Consider the following 22546-nt stretch of genomic DNA (forward strand, 5'->3'; position numbering starts at 1 on the left):
TTTCCGTTTTTAGAAATTAATACTTGTTTTGAACCATATTCTCATTAGCATCTATTTCACTTTGTGGAATAGGTAAGAGATAGTAAGGACTATCAGCTGATACTTCCTGAGCACCAGCGGGAGCACCAGTACCATCTGCTAGGAAACCTAAACCGTCACGTTCTACATCTTCATGTCTACGTTTCAGGTCAAAGAAGCGGTGCCCCTCAAATGCCAATTCTAAACGTCTTTGTAATTGGATTGCTTTTTCCAGGCTCTCACCACTTTCATTACCTTCTTCATAATCTGAATAACGTTTTGAGCGTACAATATTCAAGTCTGCTAAAGCAGGAGCATATTGCTTCAAATTGTAATTAGCTTCTGCACGGGTCAAGTACATTTCGGCAGTACGTATAAGAGGAATATCAACCAGACCAGCAGAAGCACCACCATTAGCCCACTTCCATACCATATTACAATCACCACTTTCGCTGGTAACCATTTTGATAACAGAATTACGACAGTCAGTTGTTGAATACAGTTCTCTTAATCCGCAAGAAACAGAATAATTACCTACATAACTGGTTGTAGCACCCTGTCCCCAGCTGTTACCAGGCAAAATTCCATCATCTGATTTAAGTGCTATGCGGAATAAGACTTCAGGAACTGCCATACTGGTAGTATATACTTTACTGAAACCTTGAGTATCTGCCATATCAGAACCATCACCTGCAATAGCCGCTGTTGCATTTGTTACAGCCAATTGATTTTCACCCATCGTCAGATACACGCGCGCCAGGATAGCACAAACAGATTTCTTATTCAAGCGATAATTGATTTTAGTATTATAATCATCAGTCATCAACCCTTTTGCTCTTTCCAAATCTTCCACCAGCCATGTATATACTTCTTTCACAGTATTACGTGCCGGAAAAGTGGTTTCCGTATCTTTTTTATAGGTAACTCCTAAATCGCTATCAGAAGCTTGCTGATAGTTTCTACCATATAAACGTACCAAGTCAAAATGTATCATGCCACGTAAAGCAAGACATTCGGCCAGTAGGTTGGCAGCTAATTTTTTGTCTGCTTCAGCTGTTTCCATGCCATCCAGACGGGTAATAACTTCATTAGCACCTAAAATACCATTATAAGCAGCAGACCACATTCCTGTCACTCCATATGTGTCGGCATAAAATTTAAAATCGGCAAACTCATTGTAAATCAAGCGTCCATCACGATTCAACGTTAGATTATCAGACATAACATCCGGCACCATCAACATAAATTCTGTAGTATAAGATGCCGACCGAATTGATTCATATACACTATTGGTCGTATTATCAAAGTCTTGTATAGACTCTAGTGCATTGTCGCTATTTAGAGAATCATGAGGAGTGGTATCCAAGAAACCAGAACATCCGGTCAATGACAAACTAAAAAGAGCAACTGCTGGTATTATTGTTTTTTTAATTAATTTCATACGAGTGTCTTTTTTTGAAATTCATAAATAATTAGAAACCTATTTCAATACCGAACATGATTGTTCTGGAAGCCGGGTAGCTAAAGTCAAGCACACCACCTGTGGCACCTGTACCTGTACCTGCTGGTGAATCACCTACCTCAGGGTCAAGTCCTTTAAATCCTGTTACAGTAAACAGATTCAAACCTTGTGCAAAAAGTCGCAACTTCTCTACATGGGCTACCTTAAGCCATTGTTTTGGGAAAGTATATGCCAAGGTCAAATTTCTCAAGCGCAAATAAGATGCATCTTCCAAATATCTGGTAGACTGATAAGAGCTATTGTTTATGCTTTGTTTAGGTACATTGGTTATATCTCCCGGATTTTTCCATTGATCATACAGCATGCTTTTATCTTGATTGTTACCATACTGTGCTCCATCACTTTCCGTAAAGAAACGGATATGATTATAAATATAGTTTCCACCAGAGAAGTAGAAATCAGCGGCTAATTCCCATCCTTTATACGAAAGATTTGCACCGAATGAACCAAAATATTTCGGATCAGGAGTCTTACCATCCAAAACGACAGCGTCATTTGAATTGTATGTATTGGTAATTTTACCATCTGCAGTATAATACAACGCATCACCATTAGCAGGATTTACTCCAGCCCAACGTACCATTTTGTAGATATTGATAGGATAACCTTCTTTAATCAAGTTATTCCAACCAATAGAAATATCATTTCCTTTGTATAGCTTCTTGATTTCATTCTTATTTTGAGAAATCATTCCGTTTAAAGTTAGTTTCCAATCATTTGTTCTAATGAGGTCACCATTGATAGAAAATTCATATCCCTTATTCATTAATTCACCAACATTATCAATACGACTTGAAAAACCTGAAGTCATAGACAAACGAGTTGAAAGTAATAAATCGGTTGTTTTACGTTGATAAACATCAAATGTAACGTTTAAGCGTGAGTCGAACAAAGATGCATCCAAACCCACAGATGCTTGCATACTCTTTTCCCAAGACAGATTAGGATTCGGTAAGCGCGCAGGATAAGCAGTTGATGCACCATTATAGCTACCATAACCATATACTCCTTGTGCCGCATAATCACCAATATTATTATTACCACTGGTACCTACACTACCACGTACTTTCAAACGAGTAAGCCAGCTTACATCTTGCAAGAATGATTCACGTTCCATGTTCCAACCTAAACCTACAGCCCAGAACATACCATATTGGTTATCTGCTCCAAAGCGTGAAGAACCGTCCCAACGAATAGCTGCATCAATAATGTATTTACTGTCATAAGTATAACCAGCTGTTGCCAAATACGAAAGCATTCTCCAGTCAGTGGTATTTCCAGCCACATCTTTATCTGTAGCTCCAACGGAAATTGCATCCAATTTGCCAGTAGCAAAGCCACTAACAGAGGCAGTTAATGTACGGTAATGACTGGATTGAGCCTCCATTGCAGCAGCGGCTTTTATAGCATGAACTTCATTAAAGGTTTTGTCATAACTCAACATATTCGTCCACACCCAAGTAGAGCGTTGCTGGATACGGTCGTTGCGATATCCATAAGGCGAACCTAAAATCTGTGATAACTGAGATTCGGGCTTATTAAATTGGTAGTTTTGATATTGGGTAAAGTCTATACCCGCTACCGTTGTATATTTGAGTTGATCCCAAATTCTCCATTCCAAATTGAAAGCTGCAATAATTTTAAGTTTACTTAAGCTTGAAGGATTATTAGCAATATTCTCGAAGATATTAATTTGATTACCAGCAACTTTCATATCAGTATTGTAGCTACCATCTTCGTTATAAGGAGCATCATAAGGATTAGCATTAAATATATAGTTGAACGGATTTAAAGCATTACGGTCTGTTCTCAATAAACCTTCCTTGGAAATACCAGCAGAAGAATTAAAGCCAATTTTCACCACATCTTTAATCTTATGCTCAAGATTAGCACGCAATGTACTTCTTCTAAGATAAGAACCGGGTACTATAGCATCCTGATCAAAATATTGACCTGACAAATAGAAACGAGTTGCATCAGTACCTCCTGCCACATTCAATTCATAAGATTGTGTAGTACCAGTACGGAAAATTTCATCAGCCCAGTTTGTGTTCTGAACAGCAGCAATTTCAGCATCAGTCATTGCTCCACCATTAGCTCCACCAGATGAACCGCGGCCAATACCTAGCTGACGTTCATAAGTAAGTTTTTCTTGTGCGTTCATCATTGTAAAATCACTATCAGATAAAGTTCTGGTGGAAATTCCAAAGATGGCTTTTAAGTCAATTGTAGTTTTACCACTTTGACCTTTCTTGGTTGTGATAAGAATAACACCATTAGAACCCCTGGAACCGTATATCGCGGTTGCAGATGCGTCCTTCAATACAGACATATATTCAATATCATTCGAGTTTAGTGCTGCAAAATCTGCAGAAGAAACAGGTACACCATCGATTACGAATAGTGGATCACTACCGGCCGAGATAGAACTTGTACCACGAATCTTAATATTAGCACTGGCACCTGGACGTCCAGTTGCAGCAGTTACTTGCACACCTGCTGCTTTACCTTGCAATGCCTGGTCTACACTATTTACCGGTACTTTGGATAACTGATCAGCTTTTACTATTTCAACAGAACCGGTCAATGAGCTCTTTTTTGCAGCACCATAAGCCACTACTACTACTTCATCAAGCATAGCAGCATCTGCCTTAAGCACGATCTTTAGATTGTGTTTAATTGCCACTTCTTGTGTCTGCATACCAATATACGAAACCTGCAAAGTCTTCGCAGAACTACCACTAAAATAACATACTGTACATCAACGATATACATACTTGACAGGAACTATCTATTAGGAAGGTATATTTATATATTACGCTGATAATTAGATGTATATATATACATTCATTACATTCATGCTTAATAACGTTCTACCCAATATTGCTCTGTGATAAGATATAACCAGTTGATAAACAAATGCATACCTATTGACAATTCTATTTCTGAAACATTTATAATTAGTCTCAAGTTGCTATATTGTTATTTTATGCAAGATAATTTACTTATGTCTATAATATATCTATACAAAAATGCGAAGAACATCTTATAAAAGTATTCTTCGCATTTTACGTATAGATTATTTATCAACAAAACAATCTTAAGATCAAAAAACTTACCTTTTTAAAAGTCTCAGATTTATCTTTATTACATATTCTCATTAGTATCCCGATTTTAATGGGACACTAATGATTGAATATGAAAACTTATATATCGCGCCCTCTATACACCAATAGAATAGAACCATTTATTGGAAAGGATTAATAAAAGTGATAATCGGTCAGTATAGAATAGGTAAGAACTATATTCTTTTACAAATATCAGATATCACTAGTATCCCATTAAAACTGGGACAAATTAAAAATTAAATAAACTTGGCCCATTTGGTCCTAATCGTTCTTTGTCATTTTGAAATTTAGTTTTATCAAAGAGGTCTCTCAGATGAGTTTTATCAGTCAATGAGATACTCAATATTTGTAGCACTTCGTATGTACTTCTATCCAGTTTCATATCGTGTTGAATGATTGCCACCAAACAGTAAGTACATATTGCAGCATATATCTGTATTCGAACAGCGTTCTCTGTAGTACCCCAAAATCGTTTGATTTTAAGATGCTGCTTGAGCCATTTGAAAAACAGCTCTACCTGCCAGCGATTTTTATAAAGTTCGGCAACTTGAAGTGCAGATATATGCATCGCATTGGTTATGAATATGAACTCTCTTTTTTGTTCTTCATCCCAATATTTAACCAGCCTAATTGGCTCTGGATAATATTGTTTAGGATAGAATCCAGTCAGAAGTACGCTTGCGTCTGAAAACACATTCTTAGGCAGCCTACGTTTCCATTTGATGGATTTGTACTGGAGATTTTTTTTGCTCTGACAACGAAGTAGGCTTCAATCTGATGAATCTTATACAGCATCTTGAAGTTGTTGTAACCGCGGTCAAAGATGTAATAAGAGTCTGGTTCATAAGGAACTTCAATCATAACTTTAGAATCGTGTATGGATGCTTCCGTGATATGAAAGAATGCAGGAATCTGCGTTTCTACATCATATAATGTATGCACTTTGATACCACCTTTCTTCTTGCGGAATTTAGCCCACCAAAAGACTGAAAGGCACAGGTCAACAGTTGTCGAATCGAAGGCATAAACGTTACCGCCAAGTTTGAAAATATGATTAACACGCTTTTGTCGTGCTTCACCAACCAGGTAGTAAGAGTATTCTTCAAAGATATGATAGTCTCTATCTTGATTTGCTCGTGCCAGCGATGACTTTGATACGTTTTTGCCCATTCCTAAATGATAACATTTGGAATGATGGGCTTCAAGCGCAACTATTAAATCTCGCAGACTTTCACAATTAGAAAGTTGACCAAACATCAAAGCAAGTAGTTGATTCCAGCAAGTGAAGTGCTTCACATATTTGTCGCCATCATACTTGCGTACAATATAGTTGAACTTATTCCTATCCAAGAATGACACTAGTTGAGCGAAAACGTATTTATCTTTATGCATTTGCAAATCTCCTTTTAGAGAAGCAAAGGTGCAAATCGAAATCCGTTTAATCGAAAAACATCTGTAACTAACTAAATTTCAAATATTTCAAAGAACTATTTTAGATTTTAATGGGACAGCAATGATCAGATATAATAAAAGAAAAGATATCGGAAGCGAATATTATTTTTATAGACAAAGAGCTAGTAGGCTTTGCAGACATCAAGAACTATATAGACCTTTATCAGTACATCACTATGGCTCCCCTGTTATTGGCTCCCCACTATTAGGGCTCATTCGGGACTTATACTCCTATAGCGTACGCTCATGTTGGATGTACTAAAAAAGAAGGCACCTCCACAGGCACCTTCTTAAAAACACTTTAATTAAAAACACTTTGGGTAACATACCCAAGTATACTTTATAAGGTAGAAGTCTCTACTTATTGAATGGATCTAATATTTCCTCTTTATATAATTTGATTGTATTCTTAGAGTTAGAATTATCTGTCATTGTTATTACAGTAGGATTTTCATCACTGTCGGCAGACAAAGTGAAAGTCTTTCCATTAAATGGATAAACCATATAGCTCCAATTATAATCATTCCATAAAGTAACTCCAAAATTATTACCTCTGGAAGCAAACGTAAAGTTCACCTGATTGTCGCCCGCAGTTTTGTTATTGAAAAGCAAGAATCCTGCCGTACCGCCACAACTCCAATAAAAAGCGGTAGTTGTGGCATCGTATGGTGTAAATAATGCATAATCCAAAGGGAGCCCTAATGCGGGCATTACTTGAGTTTTTATAGCATTCCACCTAGCAATAGCTTGAGGATCTCCTAATCCACTCATTGCAAAATACCAGTCATTGTTGAGCAAAAGATAATTAAGTGGGAAAGTTGGAGTAAAGAGGGCATTTACACCATTTGTCGGAGAAAAGGTACCATACTTTTCATCAGGCTGATATTTCAATTCCTCAATTGACTTGCCATTCAAAACCACTGGCTCACGGAATTTAATATTTCCTTCAGTCGTTATAATGTATGGTACTTCTACTGTAACATCATTATCACCTTCCGTATAAGTTATTGCAAGGTTTCTATATGAAACTGTAACATCCGCTTTAAAATCTCCTTCTGTATATTTATAAGCTATGAATTGAGAAAACACTTCATCTGCATCCTGAACACCTTGCAAGAAATCTTTCCATGCAACTGTTTCAGCCAATGGAGTCATTATGATTTTGGTAAGATTCTTCTTTCCTTTTAGTATCACCTTATCCTTAGTGGCCTCCATAATAGTAAACTCAAAATCTCCTTCCATACCTTTTCCATCACTGCCTATTCCTCCAGGATTATGTGGATCTGAGAAAAAGTGCATAATTTCATTGTGGGTGTCAAAACTCAATACCGGACCGGCACTTTGCTTTAATACATACGTACTGGCAATCTTTGCTTCAGCATCATATATATCACTTGCTACTTGTACTGTACCATCTTCTGCAAATGAAACTAATATATTATAACCTCCATAAGTTAGGTTTGCGGAAGGGTAGTACTCCATCAACCAACCATTCTTGGCACTTGTCAATACCTCTTTATCAGCCTTTAGTGTCGCTTCAATACGATTGGCAGAAGAATCATTAAATAAATCGTCCTCTTCCGGTGTGCAGGATGAATAAAGAGCGACGGCAAGCGATATAAATAATAAATTAAATATTTTTTTCATATTACTTTCTAATTAAGTGTTGTTAAATCAAGAGTAGCTACTTCTGCGGAGCGACGGGTAACGACTTTACGTAACTCATCAATATCTATTTGCCAACTACCTTTTAAATATTCTCTTATAATTTCCAACTTATCAAGGATGGCCTGTTTACCAGATTCATCTTCACCAACAACTCCGGCTGCTAATAACTTTTGCCAAGCAGCTTCTGTGCGAGTTATGTAAACAGAAAGAATTTCTGCAAAATCCTCATTTGCTTCCTTACTCGCATATCCAGATACAAAACCGGATTTAGGTGCATCAGAATCTTTCAGATTAATCCAGTCCGTAGCTCTATAATTACCGGCAGAAATTAAATTGAAATCTGTATCATAGTTTTTCTTTTGCTGCAAAATGTGGGTAAACTCATGGTGCATTGTTTGGAAAAACCAATAATTCAAATCTGTTGTACTGCCACTCTTATCAGGAAATGGACTATTGATATCAATATACGGATGCTCAATATCAATTACGTTTACATTATACAATGTCACCTTTATTCCTCCTTCGGCGGTACCCATCACAATACTGCCAGTGTTAGGATAGTACGCCGGAGAACCAAACAACTGCATCACTCGTGGACAATACGTTTTGACGAATTCATCACCAGCTACTTCTTTATAAACATCAATCCAGACATATTTCATCATTTTGGCCAAAGCTATAGACTTATCGTAGTCTGCAGGAACCAGGTTAAACTCCATGTTCGATTCCTTGTCATCATATCTATAATTAAAACTGATATTATAAGGCTTTACATAGTTCTTCATCAGCCAATTGTCGAATTCATTCATTTCCGGCTCTTCCGTATCAAAAATACTCTTTGAGTCAAGATCATCTTCACTGCAAGCCCCTAAGCACAAAGTGAATGTAATCAATAAAAATAGTTTTATATATTTCATAATCATTTCATTTTTAAAGGTTATTATCTTGGGTTGGCAGCCAAACCGGCATCAATAACATCCGAAGGCAACTGGATGGCGCGACGCAGATCACCGACTTTCAATATATCTGTAGCCAATCCATAACGGTTGTGCGCTACTTCTATACCATAACGTTTAATGTCGCACCAGCGTTGTCCATCATGCATTGTCTCAATACGGCGCATGTGCAATACACATTGAATAAAATTCTCTTGTTCACCAGGTGCTACAGTAAATCCTTGAGGGTGAAGCTCTTTTTTAATAGTACGATCACTACCTCCATCAGCCATAGATGGTACAGGGCAATATTTAATACCATTCCAGAATTCATTAATGCTTTCACGAGTCAATGTTTGCAAAGTATGGGGCATGCCATTATCATCAACATACGAAGAAAGGCAATTTGTAACTTGCCAACTATTTAAATCGGCAGCAGCTTCCTCATATTTCTCTAAAAATGTATAAGCCTCTGCACGGCAAAGTAATGTTTCGTTTGTTGTAAATGGAACAAATACAATATGCGCATAACCTGTGCCGGATGTTTTGTCTGTATATTCCCAGAATTCATCCAATTTCGGGAAACGTACAGTCTGATTCGAACCATAAAGTTTTCTACCCAGAATCAAGAAACTGCCGGAACCTGAAGACCCCCATGGACCTTCGGCCCAATAAGTCTCATAAGTGGTTATTTCCCGCCCATGATTGTAACGTGGGCCACTTCCGGAGCCGATTCGTCCAGCAGCGGAATATGCCGGAATAATTAAAAGGTTACAGTTTTCACTTGCCTGCACGTAGGCATTTGTCACATCGCCTGCTCCAAGTGGAATATAATTGGACATTTGACGCAGTACCCTATCTGGGTTGCTTCCCAATACTTGTGTTGCATATTCAACTACCTTTTGATAGTTTGACTTATCCGGTTTCACATAGAATAAGTTAAAACGAGTTGCAAAAGCATAAGCGGCCTTTTTATTAAAATGATATTTGGGGACAGTGTAAACATCATCACTGATATATGGCAAAGCCGCTTCTATATCCGCATTGATTTTTTCATAAAGTTGAGTCATGGTTCCTCTTTCATATTTCACAATTACTTGAGTTTCCGGTTTTTCAGAATAGGGAATTCCCATATCCTTATCTGCTGTTTCCGGGTTATAAGGTAAACAGAAGACATTTGCTAATACAAAATGGGCATAAGCACGGCACATCAAAGCTTCCGCCTTTTGAGGAGCCAGACTGGCGGGATCACCCAAATCATATATTGCTTGTATAGCTTGATTGGCAGCTGCTATGGCTCTATAATAAGTTTGCCACATGTAACGTGGATCATCATTACCATCACTCGTAATATCTGACCACAAATAGATTTCCTCTTGATCCTTATAATTGACTGCGTACTGAGGCCCGTGATCCACTACATTGTCACTGCTATATTCCATCATAAGGACAGGGGTCTTGTCTGGGTAAGCAGATACAAGTATAGATGTTACTTTTGCTTCCGTGTCAATCTCAGCACGGTTATCTGGCATCGTATTGAGGAAGTCATCGCAGGAACCCAGCAAGAATGCAGTTCCTATAAGTGCTATATATATATGTTTCATGTTTTTTCTCTTTTTAATGGTTAAATTCCTAATCTCAAGGTTAGCGTAAACTGACGTGGTACGGGGACTGCTACACCACCTGTATTGAAGAATTCAGGGTCTTGTCCGTTCAACTTCTTATCAGCATAAATCAAGAATAAGTTGGTAGCTTGTAGCTTAAGTGATAAGTTGTTGAATTTTAATGGTGCAATCCAGGATTTGGGGAAATCATATGATAATGAGATTTCTTTCATGCGGATGAAGTCACCTTTAGCCACACGTGCAGTAGAGCGGTTATAAGCATTGTAAGCATAACTCAAATGATTATATTCCTGATTCAAACGACGGTCCGCAATAACAGGAATATTAGTCGTATTCTCATCGCCCGACTGCGTCCAACGGTTCTTGAATTCTTTGGGCATGGCTGCCAAATCAGAATACCAGTTTTTGAAAACCGGGTCTAGGCGAATAACATTACCGAATGAATAGGTCATAAAGACATTCAGCTTAAGACCTTTATAACTAAAGGTATTTCCAAAACTGCCTGTAATGGTCGGATCTGTAGGTCCTTCGTATACTAAATAGTCTTTTACTCGCGATTGGAAATTAAGCTCTGTTACAGTTTGCTTTCCACTTTCATTAATAAAGGTAGGAAGTCCTTCTTCGTTCAACCCTTGGAAATCAATAGAGAACAAAGAGCGTACAGGATAACCTTTCATTGTAAAACCAGAGCCAATCACCATATCCAGAATGCGGGTATTGGTTTCCAAATCAGTTACTTCATTTTTAGCTTGCGAGAAGATGAAGTCTGTATTCCATTTAAAATCCTTAGTTACAATATTACGTGTAGACAATGTAAACTCTATGCCATGCGATTTCATACTTGCTACATTAGCATACTTCATCACTTGTCCACCAATACCCATTGTATTAATAGCGCCAATCAAGTCATAATTATCACGTTTATACCAATCGGCTGCTAAATTGATGCGATTGTCCAGAAAACCGATCTCAGCACCGATATTGAGTTCGTGTTTCTTTTCATAAGTAAGTTCGCTATTCTCAAGGTCGTCAATCTGTAACCCCGACTCTTTCACTGAAGTAAATGGGCGCCAAGGATTAAAACTACTAATCACTACCCGAGAGTTGGTTACGTTTGCCGGACCACGGTCTGCAGTCAGTGAATAAGATGCTTTTAAAGTCAGGTTCGATAATGTCGGGCGTAAATCTTCAAAGAATGCTTCTTCATGTACATTCCAAGCACCAGATACATTCCAAGTAGGCAACCAACGAGAAGAACGACTCTTACCTAACTTATTGGAACCCTCATAGCGGATAGTACCATTAACGGTGTATCGTCCTTTATATGAATAAGTACCTGTTGCGAAGAATGCCACCTCACGTGAACGGCTTTCTTCTACAGTATAATAATCTGTGTTCTCTTCATTACCCTGCTTAAAGTACTGATAGTCATAAGAAGGGAGCATACCCATCTCATACTGCATGCCTACACCATTAAACCATGTTTTCGTGCGGTCCATAGAATTCACTTCCATACCGCCGAAAAGGTTGATAATATGATCTTCTGCAAATACATCGTTATAATTCAATGTTCCACGGAAATCCCAACTATTCATTCCATATTTTGTTTCACGATAAAATCCACCTACCGGTAATACACTGACGGGTAGAGAGTTCACCTTGTCCGGATCGGTATACAGCCAGGGATTAGCATCACGCATGGTAGCATCATCCATTGCACGAAAAGCCCAAGCCTGGTTAGAGTAATCCTTAACATAGTGTGATTGTGTCGTTGTAGAATATTTATAAGCACCCAGAGCAGAAGCTTCTAAATTTTTGAGTATTTTCCATTTTAATTCTCCTTGAAACTTCATATCAACTACATTTAAGTCCATGTAGTTGTTTTCAAGTTCATGCAAAATGTTGAACGGAGCATAATTGCGGACATAGGTTTCATTAGCATCCAATGTGCGTGAAGTATTTAATGCATACGAATATGGATTAATATCAAAATCGCGTGATACTTCTCCGGTTACATAATTAGGTGTCGAACCTAAAGTTCCGGGAGCTTTTTGTTTACGATACGAAGCATTTCCTATCAGGTTCAATGATAAATTGCTGTAGATATTATACAAGGCATTTACATTGGCTGTATAGCGTTGAACCGAGCTTTGTTTGGTCCATCCCGGATCGTTCATGACACTAAGTGATGTGTAATAAGAGGCTTTTTCTGTACCGCTTGACATACTGATCGCATGGTTTTGTGAAACAGAACTATTGAACAGATAATCAAACCAGTCTGTGTTTCGGTACTCGGCTTGTTGCAAATAGGCATTGATTGCCTTAGTTGTATTGGGCAAACCAAAGCCACCACTTGAAGTGTAGTCATTAATCAAATGATACATTTTACCATAGACACCACTGTCAGATGCACGATAAACATTTGAGAAGTTTAAGTAGCCAGCATTTGCCATCTCCTTGAATACTCCCATCTGCTCTTGTGAATTCATGATATTGAAATTGGTATAGCTGGGCTTCATTCGCATCGTAAATTCACCGGTATAACTAATTTTGTTGGAACCAGCTTTACCCTTCTTTGTTGTTACAACGATTACACCTGCCATTGCGCGTGCACCATAGATAGAAGTGGCCGATCCATCTTTCAAAATCTGGAAACTTTCAATATCATCCGCATTCAATCCTGAAATGGCTGAACTAATCAACGTAACTGCGTCACCGGATGACAAATCATCAGCACTAACCTCGGTAACATCCTCCATAATAACCCCATCTACTACCCACAGCGGCTTAGAACTACCATAAATAGAAGTAGCTCCACGTACGCGGATTTTAGGAGCTGTACCAAATGTACCGGAGACATTCTGAACGGATACACCAGCAGCACGCCCTTCCAGTGCACGACTTATTTCAGGCAAGCCGTCTAATTTTACATCATCGGCAGATAATTTTGATGTAGCACCAGTAAAAAGACGTTTGTCCATACGCTGCATACCAGTAACCACAACTTCCTGAAGCATTTCGCTGTCGATTTTCATCGTAACTTTTAAGTGCGGTTTGATACTTACTTCTTCCGTTTTCATACCAATGTAAGAAATATGCAATGTTTTCGCAGAACTAAGTAGGTTGCATTTTGTTGATAATCAACAATAAATATATATTTACAGAACTCAAATCAAGACAATTATAATTTATTAAATATCTAGTAACTAGATATATACAAAACATGAGCATATATTTGTATCTACCTAAAAGTTCTTCTGTTTGATTTTCAAACACCTAGTAATTAGTCAGTTACTGTTTGATTGTGAATATAAATGAGCGATAAAACCAATACTATAGGTTCAGGTAGAAATTCAAATGTATGAAATACTTAAATTTTCTACCCAAACCAGATTGGTAAATTGCATGCATATCAATAAACTACCATCTAGTCTTGATTTTTCAACAAAAGAGTATTATATGCAGTTGAGTTTAATACGAACAATTTCATTCTCACAAACAACAAATAACTGTATCGGTAAAAACGATAAATAGAACATTTATTCTAACTTGCAATTAGCCTATATTAAATCAATATTTATTCTCTTATATAATAATGAATTACAGGTTTAATTAGAGAAAATAAATATAAGAAAACATCCTAAAAGTTTTATATAAAACTTTTAGGGGGCATTTTATCTAAAACAACTTTATTTTAAGAAGACCTTATTCGTATCCCAGATTCTGTTGTCCTTGAATATTAGGGTTAACATCAACTTCTGCTTGTGGAATAGCTAATATTATTCTGTAATCATTCCAGTTCGGAGATATTAAATCCGTTGAATTTAAGTAATGATCAGTGCCTTCACCTGGTGTTTTTTCACGGTTTAGGGTTAATCCCAGTCGCATAGTATCGTAGAAGCGATGACTTTCCATGACCAGTTCCTTTCTTCTTTTTTTCAAAGTTAATTCAGAAACTGCACGTTTCCGAATTTTATTCAAATAGAAATCAGCTTTATTCTAGTTGGGAGTTGATTTTTTCAGTGCAGCTTCAGCTGCTATTAAGTAGATATCTGATAAGCGAAGTAACGCGTACATTATTAACCGGTAATCTTCCATTCTGGCCTGGATATTTATTGATAAACCTTATCTCTTCATTATTATCCACTTCAAAAAGTCCTGTACCTACATTATTTCTTATTACCTAAAGGTCAGAAGAAAAATTATAAACAATAGTAAAATTGTGTTTACTTCAAGATGATTTAGAACATAACTAAGGCTAATTACTAACAGGATGGAGGCAATTTATAGTTCTTTTTTCTATACATCACTTTTCATTAGAGTCTTATGGAAAAGTTATAATACTTACCTCGTCTTGAGCTGTATAATTAAATCCAAGTGGTGTATTGATTACAGAATCAATTATTAAGGCATTTAATGTCCGTTTTAACAGGAATGATGCTTTTCAACTAACCAATTTCATAATAAAACAGCAATGAAGGGAATGTCATTGAACATTCCCTCCACTAAAACAAAACACTTTATTTATAAGTCCAGTAAAACCTGTTGACGGAATTATAGTTCATATCGGTATGGTAATAAATTAATTCCGCCAATATGTTCTGATGGAATTATTTTCCTGCAAGATTCAATTCATCGTTGTAATCGGTTTCATTCAAGGGTACATCCCAAGTCCATTTGTTTGCACCATCAGCTGGAATCGTTTTCGCAATGGAAATATGTGCATTACCTCCATCAGCGAATCCTTTACGCACTACAGAACGATTCCATCTTTTGTAATCACTCCAGGCAAAGCCTTCACCCCAAAGTTCAAGTTCACGATAATCCATGATTTCGTTCCAGAGGGCTTCACCGGTTTTCGTGCAAGTGTATTCAGGATTACGTCCAGAGGTAGCGTTTAATTCTATTAAAGCAACTTGTGCATCCGGTTCATTGTTCAAGAAGTAGTTGGCTTCCGCTTCAATCAATACCATTTCTGATGAACGAATGAAAGGCAGATAGCTTACCCCCGGAGTATCAAATACATAGAATTTCAACTGTCCGCCCAAATACATATAGCCAGATTGATAAGGAGCGGCAAGTCCACTTACCGCCATTCTCTGGCAATACTCTGCAGCGTCTTCCCAAAGCAAGTCAGCTTCTTCGCCTTTACCCAGTCCAAGAATACCGTAAGTCAAATCCATGGCTGAGCCATCATTAAAATCATAGCCGGGGAATTTGTCTTCTGTCAAGAACAGCGCTTTGCGGGCATCATTGTCCGGGATGCGGTTAATAAGCTCACGCCCAATGGCCCCAGCACCAGTATTGTTTGCACTCGCATAATATCCGTTACAAGCAAACTGAGTACCATAACTCCAATACCAATTATTTTCTTGCGAACCGCCGAAACAACCGAAAATCCACTCACTCGTCGGATTGCAGAAACCAGATTGATATTCAGCGTTACTCATAAGCGGATAGTTTTGGCGGGCGAGTTTGGCTTCGGACAGAGCTTTGGTGTAATCTTGTTTAGTTATAGCAGCACGAGCATAGACTGCATGAGCAACATTTACATTCGGCATCCATACTTGTGCGGCATCACGGTCCATACCACTCTGGTTATACAAGGCAATTGCTTCATCCAAATCTTTGTAGATTTGAACATACGTCTCAGCCAGAGTAGCATAGCCTTGTCCGCCAGTGGATTCATCAATACGGAGCACGAGTCCTTGTGAAGCGCCGTTATTGGAATCCTGCCATCGCCAACAGTAATAGTGCACTAACTTTTCGAAAGCGTATGCGCGGAAAGTCAGTGCTGAAGCCTTGACAAAATCTTTTTCAGTTTGAAGTCCTTCAGCATTATCAATATTGGCAAGAATAGTGTTCGCATTACCAATGATAGTATAATAGTAGTACCATGCGTATGCGTCATAAATAGAGTTAGTGCGTGTATGGAATTCTTGATTATGAATAGGTGACCATCCGGAAGCATACATATTATATAAGTAATTCTCGCTCGGATAGTTTTCATAATGAGCCATGATGTTATTTTCGCCTGCAAATCCCTGACCAAAATAATACTGCTGTGTAGTCATAATTTTGGCTATACCGTTCAATGCTTTCATTGCATTTGCCGTGGTCCCTACGGCATCGGATGCTCCCGTTGAATCGGTGGGAGCGGTATCCAAATAGTCACCGGCACAGGAGGACACTAACACCATACATGCCAATAGGCTACCTGTGAACAATTTATTGAGTATTTTTTTCATTTCTAATACGAATTATATGGTTATATCTTTAGAATTTTACAGTCAAACCGAAATTATATACACGGGCTGTCACATACGTATCATCCGAACCTCCATTAAACGAATATTGCGGATTTAGTCCCTTGCGTGAGGTTAGTGTAAAAAGGTTTTCTACACCGGCAGTCAACGACAACCCTTCCAATCCCATGTTCTTCAGCCAACTCTTAGGTAGACTGTAAGACAGGTTCAAATTCTTGAAAACCAAATAAGAAGAGCTGGTTAACCAACGGTCGCTGGCGGCATTCAAGTCGGATGACTTATGAAAATCGGCACGCGGAGTTCCATTCGGATTGATGCGGTTGGCGGAAGTTTCTGTCATACCGGTGGGAACTTCTTTCCAAGAATTTAGGATATCCTTATGGTAAGCGTTACCAGAAGCACCTGATTCGGATACTCCCATCAGGCTAGCATAACTGCCATCATATGTCTTGCCACCTAAAGAATAGGTGAACAACATATTCAAATCCCAATTCCTCCAAGAAAGCGCCGAACTGATGGATCCATAGACTGTGGGAAGTGCGCTACCTGCCCAATCACGTTTGGCGTATGAAGTGGCAGTGGCATAATCTGTACCATTGATGGTAGTCAATGCACCAGCTTCTTCGGCAGTAGCCTTCTTATCCGGATCCAGTGTATAGAGAGAAGTACCAGTCATCTGGTCCACGCCTTCGAAGTGGTAAGTGTACCATTCGTAGATGGAATGCCCTTCAGAATAGTTCTGCATACCGTGCAGAATATCTTTTCCGTCAGGCAGTTTCACAATTTTATTCTTCAAGAAAGTAGCGTCCACGCCAAGGTTCCATTTCCAGTCGTTATTATTGATAATGTCAGCATTCAAAGAGATTTCCCAACCACGGTTGGAAACGGTACCGATATTCTTGTATTGTGTCAGGTTCATCGGGGCAGTATCAGCAACCCAAGGATAAGAGCCAGCCGAAAGCGGCAGACGAACCTCAAATAGTAGATCTTTAGAGCGCTTGTCGAAGTAGCCTATTTGGAAGTTCAGGCGGTTAAACAGACGTCCTTCTACAGCGATGTCTACGGTCTGAGTCGTTTCCCATTTAATATCCGGTGCAGAAAGTGACTGTTTTACCAACGCAGCTTCACCACCGTTCTTGTCGATAGTATAAAGAGCCATATGTCCATAAAGGCTGACGCCCATATTGTTGCCCACTTCACCGTAGGAAGCACGCAGTTTTAATGCATCTAACCAGTCAACATCTTGCAAAAAAGATTCCTGTTTCATGTTCCAACTTGCACCTACGGAGTAGAAATTACCCCAACGGTTATCTTTGTGGAAACGTGAAGAACCGTCACGACGGAACGAACCTTCCAAGAAATAGCGATCATCATAGTTGTATTTCAGACGTGCCAGATAAGATTCCGTTTTGTCTTCATCATCACTTCCTGCGAAATAAGAGTTATTGAGAAAGTTACCCATAGTAAGATTTCCATCTACTGCCATGCCGGTATTCATTCCTGCTGTATATTTACGTTCCCAACTGTAGCTTTCGTGAGCTGCCATAACTTCAACATTATGTACGTTATTGAACTGGTAGCTCCAATTTACGATTTCTTGCAAGGTCGTGGTTCTGTACTGGTAAGCATAGCTAGTCAAACGACCACCGTTGGTAGCACCGTCACCTATTTCCGGATTGTCGTACTTCTTATTATTGGAAGTACTGTTATTTAGGTCACCTTTTACAGTCAATGACACTCCATAAGGTAATGAGATTGTGGCAAAAGCTTGTCCGCCTAATACGTTACGTACGCTTTCCTGCTTGTTGAACAACATTTCATATGCTATATGGCGGTTGCTTAAATAAGGGGAAGTAGTATCATATATTTTGTCTCCTGCAGCGTCCAATTGATATGTGCCATCAGCATTGTGTAAATAAACAGGATATACCGGCGCCATATAGCGGGCTATGTAAAATGGATTGGCATACGCATTACCGCTGGCATTACTATTATAGTTGCGTTTAGTCCAAGATCCTGTAAGATTTACACCTCCCTTAAACCATTTGTTGGGAGTATAAGTAGTATTGATACGGCCTGAGAAACGTTCATAACCGGTAGCCTTCACATATCCTTTTTCATTCAAATAGCCTACGGACGAATATACATTATATTTTTGTCCAGATGCAGCAGCTGACAAGTTATATTCTTGGCGATGTCCGTTACGTTCAATGGCATCCTGCCAGTCAAGGTCGTCATAACCAGTCAGACGAGTAGCTATCAGCTTTCCGTTATTGTCGAACAGTTTATCGTCAGCAGCATTATAAATGTTTCTACCGATGGACTCACTGATTAGGTGGCTCGTAGCATATGCGGCCGCCTCGCTTTCTGACATCCCGGTATTGCTCATCATAGAGTTTTTCTTGGCCATCCAACTTGCTTCCATCCAACGGTCTGCATCCAGACGTTCATACTCAGAAATACCTCTGTTGTATATACCCTGATTTACCTGTAGTGTAATGCTTGGTTTGTTAGTATTACGTCCACTTTTGGTCGTAATGAGGACTACACCATTAGCAGCACGGTTACCATATAATGCAGCTGAGGCGGCATCTTTCAAGATGGACATGCTCTCAATATCGTTAGAGTTTAGTTCGGCCATATTTCCATCAAAAGGAACTCCATCTACTACATACAGAGGACTTGAAGCACCTGACACCAATGTACCGAAACCGCGGATGCGAATCTCGGGAGCTTGTCCCGGTTCGCCATAGGTATTATTTACTTGTACGCCCGGTGCGGCACCTTCAAGTGCGCCGGTCACACTGGTTGTAATACGTTTCTCGATCTTTTTATTGTCAACTACCGAAATAGAACCTGTCAATGATTCTTTTTTAGCGGTACCGTAGGCAATTACCACAACTTCGTCCAAAGCTTCGGCATTGCCTCTCATTACAACCTTCAAGTTAGGTTTGACTGCAACCTCCTGTGTCTGCATACCAATAAACGAAATCTGAAGCGTTTTCGCAGAACTAATGCGGTGTTTATTTTATTAATAATCAACTAATTAGCATGTCTTAAAGAACTAAATATTATGTATTTCCTATTTTATAATTATTTGTATATAAGCATTTTATATATACATGAATTCATTAAATTCTACTAGTATTATCCCATATTTAGAAAGTATTATATTGAATTTCAGCAATATACCGCTTTCATTAAAGTATAAATGAACTATTAAACAATTACTGTGCGTTTAATTCACTGCACGAATGTACAAAATAATAAATAATTGAAAGTTAATTCTGATTAGCAGTTCATGTATAGAGGCAAATATAATTTAAAGTATATATTTTTCAGTAAAAAGTCATCATTCACCTTTTAGAGAAAAATATTTAAAAGAACAAGAGACAAGAAAAACAGAAAAGCGAAAACTAAATAGTATAATTTATAAAGAAAAGCTACCTCAAGATAAAAATGAGGTAGCCTTATTCATATCTTTTGTATCAGATATACTCTGTTACAAACTTATTTCCCCAATAACAGAAGTAGTAGGAAACAATTATTCCGGTAATTCTAATGTTTCTGTAAAACCACTGTATAAAATTCCATACCCACCTTCTACAGCAACAGCTCCACGCATTGCGAATAACAACTTATTGCCTTGACGTTGCATGTCGGTAGGAGTGAAATACACCATTCCATAAGTAGCATGTTTATATCCAGTAGCTTGTAAGTCCCAATTAACCAGAGTTTGGCCATCTTCACTCAATGTAAAGACCATGGGATATCCTTCTGTTATACAATCCGGCAACTTGTATATATTACCTTCTTTAGCTTTCAATATAGGCTGTTCCCATGCCTGGCCGAAAAGTTCTGAAGTATATATCCCGGTTCCGTAATCCTCCCATGTCAACTTTCTCTGAGCAGTTACAGTTATTTCACCGGATTTAGAAGGTGACAATGCATCCTTGTCATCTATGGTCAGTACAATCTCATATTTGCCAGTAGCGCTCAAGTCATCTATAGAACCGAAAGCTAATTCTGCGTATCCCACTGCTTCGCCTTTTGCAAAGGCTATATTGGAACTTTTCAAGGTGAATACACCTTCTTCTACTGTAGATTCATCCATGCTAATACCGACTGAAGCCTCTGCATCTGTATTTCCGCGATACACGGGAACCCGGATGATACCATTGTCTTCAGCACTTACTTCCACATTCATTTGAGTAGATGCAAAAGCTGCTTCAACTCCGTTTACACCATATTTCGTACCTTCTACATCTGTATCGCAGGAGGTAAAAGCTGCCAAACAGAGCAATATAGCAGCATATTTCTTTATTGTATATAGTTTCATATTTTCCTTCATTATATAGGTTTATAAATTATTGAACTATAGGATTCTGATCCGCAGAGGTAATATTCTCATTACCATCTATTTCAGACTGCGGCAGAGGAAGGATAAATAATGGAGAAGCGGCATTAGTGTTCTTTGTCGTTACCTTCTCTGTATGATTAGAGCCTTCATAATTACGATTATACCCCAAACCTAAACGCTGCATATCGAAGATGCGTCCTACTTCACCCCAAAGTTCCACACGACGTTGGAATAAAATCTCATCCATTAATGTTTCCAAAGGAGCATTAGTGTCAGAATTATAAGTATTTGCATCTGTACGGGCAGCTAAACGTTCCTCAAACTTACTATCTCTCGCGTTTCCTAAAGTTTTTATTGTGGTACGGGCAGCACCATATTCTTTCTGATGACATTCGGCTTCAGCCTTTATTAATATCATCTCTTCTGCTCTCATAAGTAAGTAATCACCCGTACGGGTAGTGTAATCTGCCATTTTAAACTTAATTTGGCAGTAACTCGTATAAGATGAAGCTGCCTTTTCTTCATCAGAAGGAATGGCCCCACGGAACCACGCTGTTTTACGCTCATCTGTATCAGAAATCAGTTTATACAACCCTGTGCTTATGCATTGGCGTGCTTTAGAAGCATACATACCCGGTGCATCAGCATCCATATGCGAGAAGAAGCTTGCAAAACCACTGGACTGATCGGCTATAATTTCCATTCCCCATAAAACATCTGCTGTTTTTACACTATTATTCCCGCCCAATTCGGCTATAGTGGCAACTTTCAATGAAGGTTTCTTTAAGGCTTCAGCAGCTGCTGTCGCAGCACCTGCATAGTCATGTTGAGTAAGGCAGATACGGGCTTTTATGCCATTAGCTACATAGTAATCTATATGAGATACATGCGTTTGCACTTTATTACTGATACTTCCTAACAGATCAATAGCTTTTTCTATATCAGAATTGATTTGAGTATAAACTCCCTGAACGGTTCCACGAGGGCTTCCCTCCGAACCGGCAACCGTTGCCCCTGTATACAAAGGTACACCGGGTGCATCCTCATGTCCTTTATACGTTTGTTGGTACAATTGTATCAGATAGTAATAGGCAAACGCACGCATGGCATAGGCCTGCCCTACAACGCTGTTCTTAAGTTCCGGATCGCCTCCCATTGTGTTTTCTGAAGCAATGATATAATTTACATTACTAACAATAGTATAATAGAAGTTCCAAATAGAATAAGGACGTCCAGCTTTATTTGAATAGTCTCCATGAACATTCAAACGATAATCTTCATAAAACCAGCCTTGTCCCTGCTCTTTCATTAAATGATCTTCAGCCATCAGATCTCCGAGCAATTGGATAGCTGTCTGTCCGCAGTTTTCTGAGCCCCAGTTTGAACTCCACCCTGCTACATATAACATACGGTATACACCATTTATAGCAGTTTCTGCGCTACTTGCATCTGCAAATATCGTAGAACCTGATACCTTGTCAGTCGGTTCCGTATTCAATTCATCGGCACATGAGCAGAATGCAAGAAGGCCGATTAAAGAAAATATATATAATACTTTTTTCATCTTTTATA

The 22546-nt window shown here is 38.6% G+C and carries 9 protein-coding genes and 3 pseudogenes; all 12 read right to left on the minus strand.

Annotation, left to right across the window (positions count from 1 at the left end):
* Positions 1-16: 16 nt before the first annotated feature.
* On the minus strand, positions 17-1459 hold the full coding sequence (locus DW036_RS16505; protein ID WP_118465361.1) for a RagB/SusD family nutrient uptake outer membrane protein: 1443 nt from the start codon (positions 1457-1459) through the stop codon (positions 17-19).
* A gap of 31 nt (positions 1460-1490) precedes the next feature.
* On the minus strand, positions 1491-4262 hold the full coding sequence (locus DW036_RS16510; RefSeq protein WP_255421316.1) for a TonB-dependent receptor: 2772 nt from the start codon (positions 4260-4262) through the stop codon (positions 1491-1493).
* A 635-nt stretch (positions 4263-4897) separates the two neighbouring features.
* Positions 4898-6060: pseudogene (locus DW036_RS16520) on the minus strand (IS4 family transposase).
* 417 nt (positions 6061-6477) lie between these two features.
* Positions 6478-7767 carry a DUF4302 domain-containing protein gene (locus tag DW036_RS16530; protein WP_118465363.1) on the minus strand — a complete coding sequence of 430 codons (1290 nt, stop codon included), beginning with the start codon at positions 7765-7767 and terminating at the stop codon, positions 6478-6480.
* 8 nt (positions 7768-7775) lie between these two features.
* Positions 7776-8705 (minus strand): putative zinc-binding metallopeptidase, encoded by a 930-nt coding sequence (locus tag DW036_RS16535; RefSeq protein WP_118465514.1) that lies wholly within the window; start codon positions 8703-8705, stop codon positions 7776-7778.
* Positions 8706-8728: 23 nt separating this feature from the next.
* On the minus strand, positions 8729-10327 hold the full coding sequence (locus tag DW036_RS16540) for a RagB/SusD family nutrient uptake outer membrane protein (protein ID WP_118465364.1): 1599 nt from the start codon (positions 10325-10327) through the stop codon (positions 8729-8731).
* Positions 10328-10347: 20 nt separating this feature from the next.
* Positions 10348-13461 (minus strand): annotated as a pseudogene (locus tag DW036_RS16545) (SusC/RagA family TonB-linked outer membrane protein); the annotation flags it as partial.
* 592 nt (positions 13462-14053) lie between these two features.
* Positions 14054-14329, minus strand: a complete 276-nt coding sequence (locus DW036_RS16550) for a RagB/SusD family nutrient uptake outer membrane protein (RefSeq protein ID WP_233560466.1) — start codon at positions 14327-14329, stop codon at positions 14054-14056.
* A gap of 629 nt (positions 14330-14958) precedes the next feature.
* On the minus strand, positions 14959-16596 hold the full coding sequence (locus DW036_RS16555) for a RagB/SusD family nutrient uptake outer membrane protein (protein WP_118465366.1): 1638 nt from the start codon (positions 16594-16596) through the stop codon (positions 14959-14961).
* A gap of 28 nt (positions 16597-16624) precedes the next feature.
* Positions 16625-19627, minus strand: a pseudogene (locus tag DW036_RS16560) (SusC/RagA family TonB-linked outer membrane protein); the annotation flags it as partial.
* 531 nt (positions 19628-20158) lie between these two features.
* Positions 20159-20953 carry a hypothetical protein gene (locus DW036_RS16565; RefSeq protein ID WP_233560467.1) on the minus strand — a complete coding sequence of 265 codons (795 nt, stop codon included), beginning with the start codon at positions 20951-20953 and terminating at the stop codon, positions 20159-20161.
* A gap of 28 nt (positions 20954-20981) precedes the next feature.
* Positions 20982-22538, minus strand: a complete 1557-nt coding sequence (locus DW036_RS16570; RefSeq protein WP_118465369.1) for a RagB/SusD family nutrient uptake outer membrane protein — start codon at positions 22536-22538, stop codon at positions 20982-20984.
* Positions 22539-22546: the final 8 nt, after the last annotated feature.

Origin of the sequence: Bacteroides sp. AF39-11AC (assembly GCF_003474285.1) — a bacterium.
Lineage (GTDB): Bacteria > Bacteroidota > Bacteroidia > Bacteroidales > Bacteroidaceae > Bacteroides.

Excerpts from the sequence above, each read along its gene's own strand:
- DW036_RS16540 (WP_118465364.1), bottom strand. The coding sequence starts at position 10,327 with ATGAAACATATATATATAGCACTTATAGGAACTGCATTCTTGCTGGGT.
- DW036_RS16535 (WP_118465514.1), bottom strand. The coding sequence starts at position 8,705 with ATGAAATATATAAAACTATTTTTATTGATTACATTCACTTTGTGCTTA.
- DW036_RS16505 (WP_118465361.1), bottom strand. The coding sequence starts at position 1,459 with ATGAAATTAATTAAAAAAACAATAATACCAGCAGTTGCTCTTTTTAGT.
- DW036_RS16555 (WP_118465366.1), bottom strand. The coding sequence starts at position 16,596 with ATGAAAAAAATACTCAATAAATTGTTCACAGGTAGCCTATTGGCATGT.
- DW036_RS16565 (WP_233560467.1), bottom strand. The coding sequence starts at position 20,953 with ATGAAACTATATACAATAAAGAAATATGCTGCTATATTGCTCTGTTTG.
- DW036_RS16570 (WP_118465369.1), bottom strand. The coding sequence starts at position 22,538 with ATGAAAAAAGTATTATATATATTTTCTTTAATCGGCCTTCTTGCATTC.
- DW036_RS16530 (WP_118465363.1), bottom strand. The coding sequence starts at position 7,767 with ATGAAAAAAATATTTAATTTATTATTTATATCGCTTGCCGTCGCTCTT.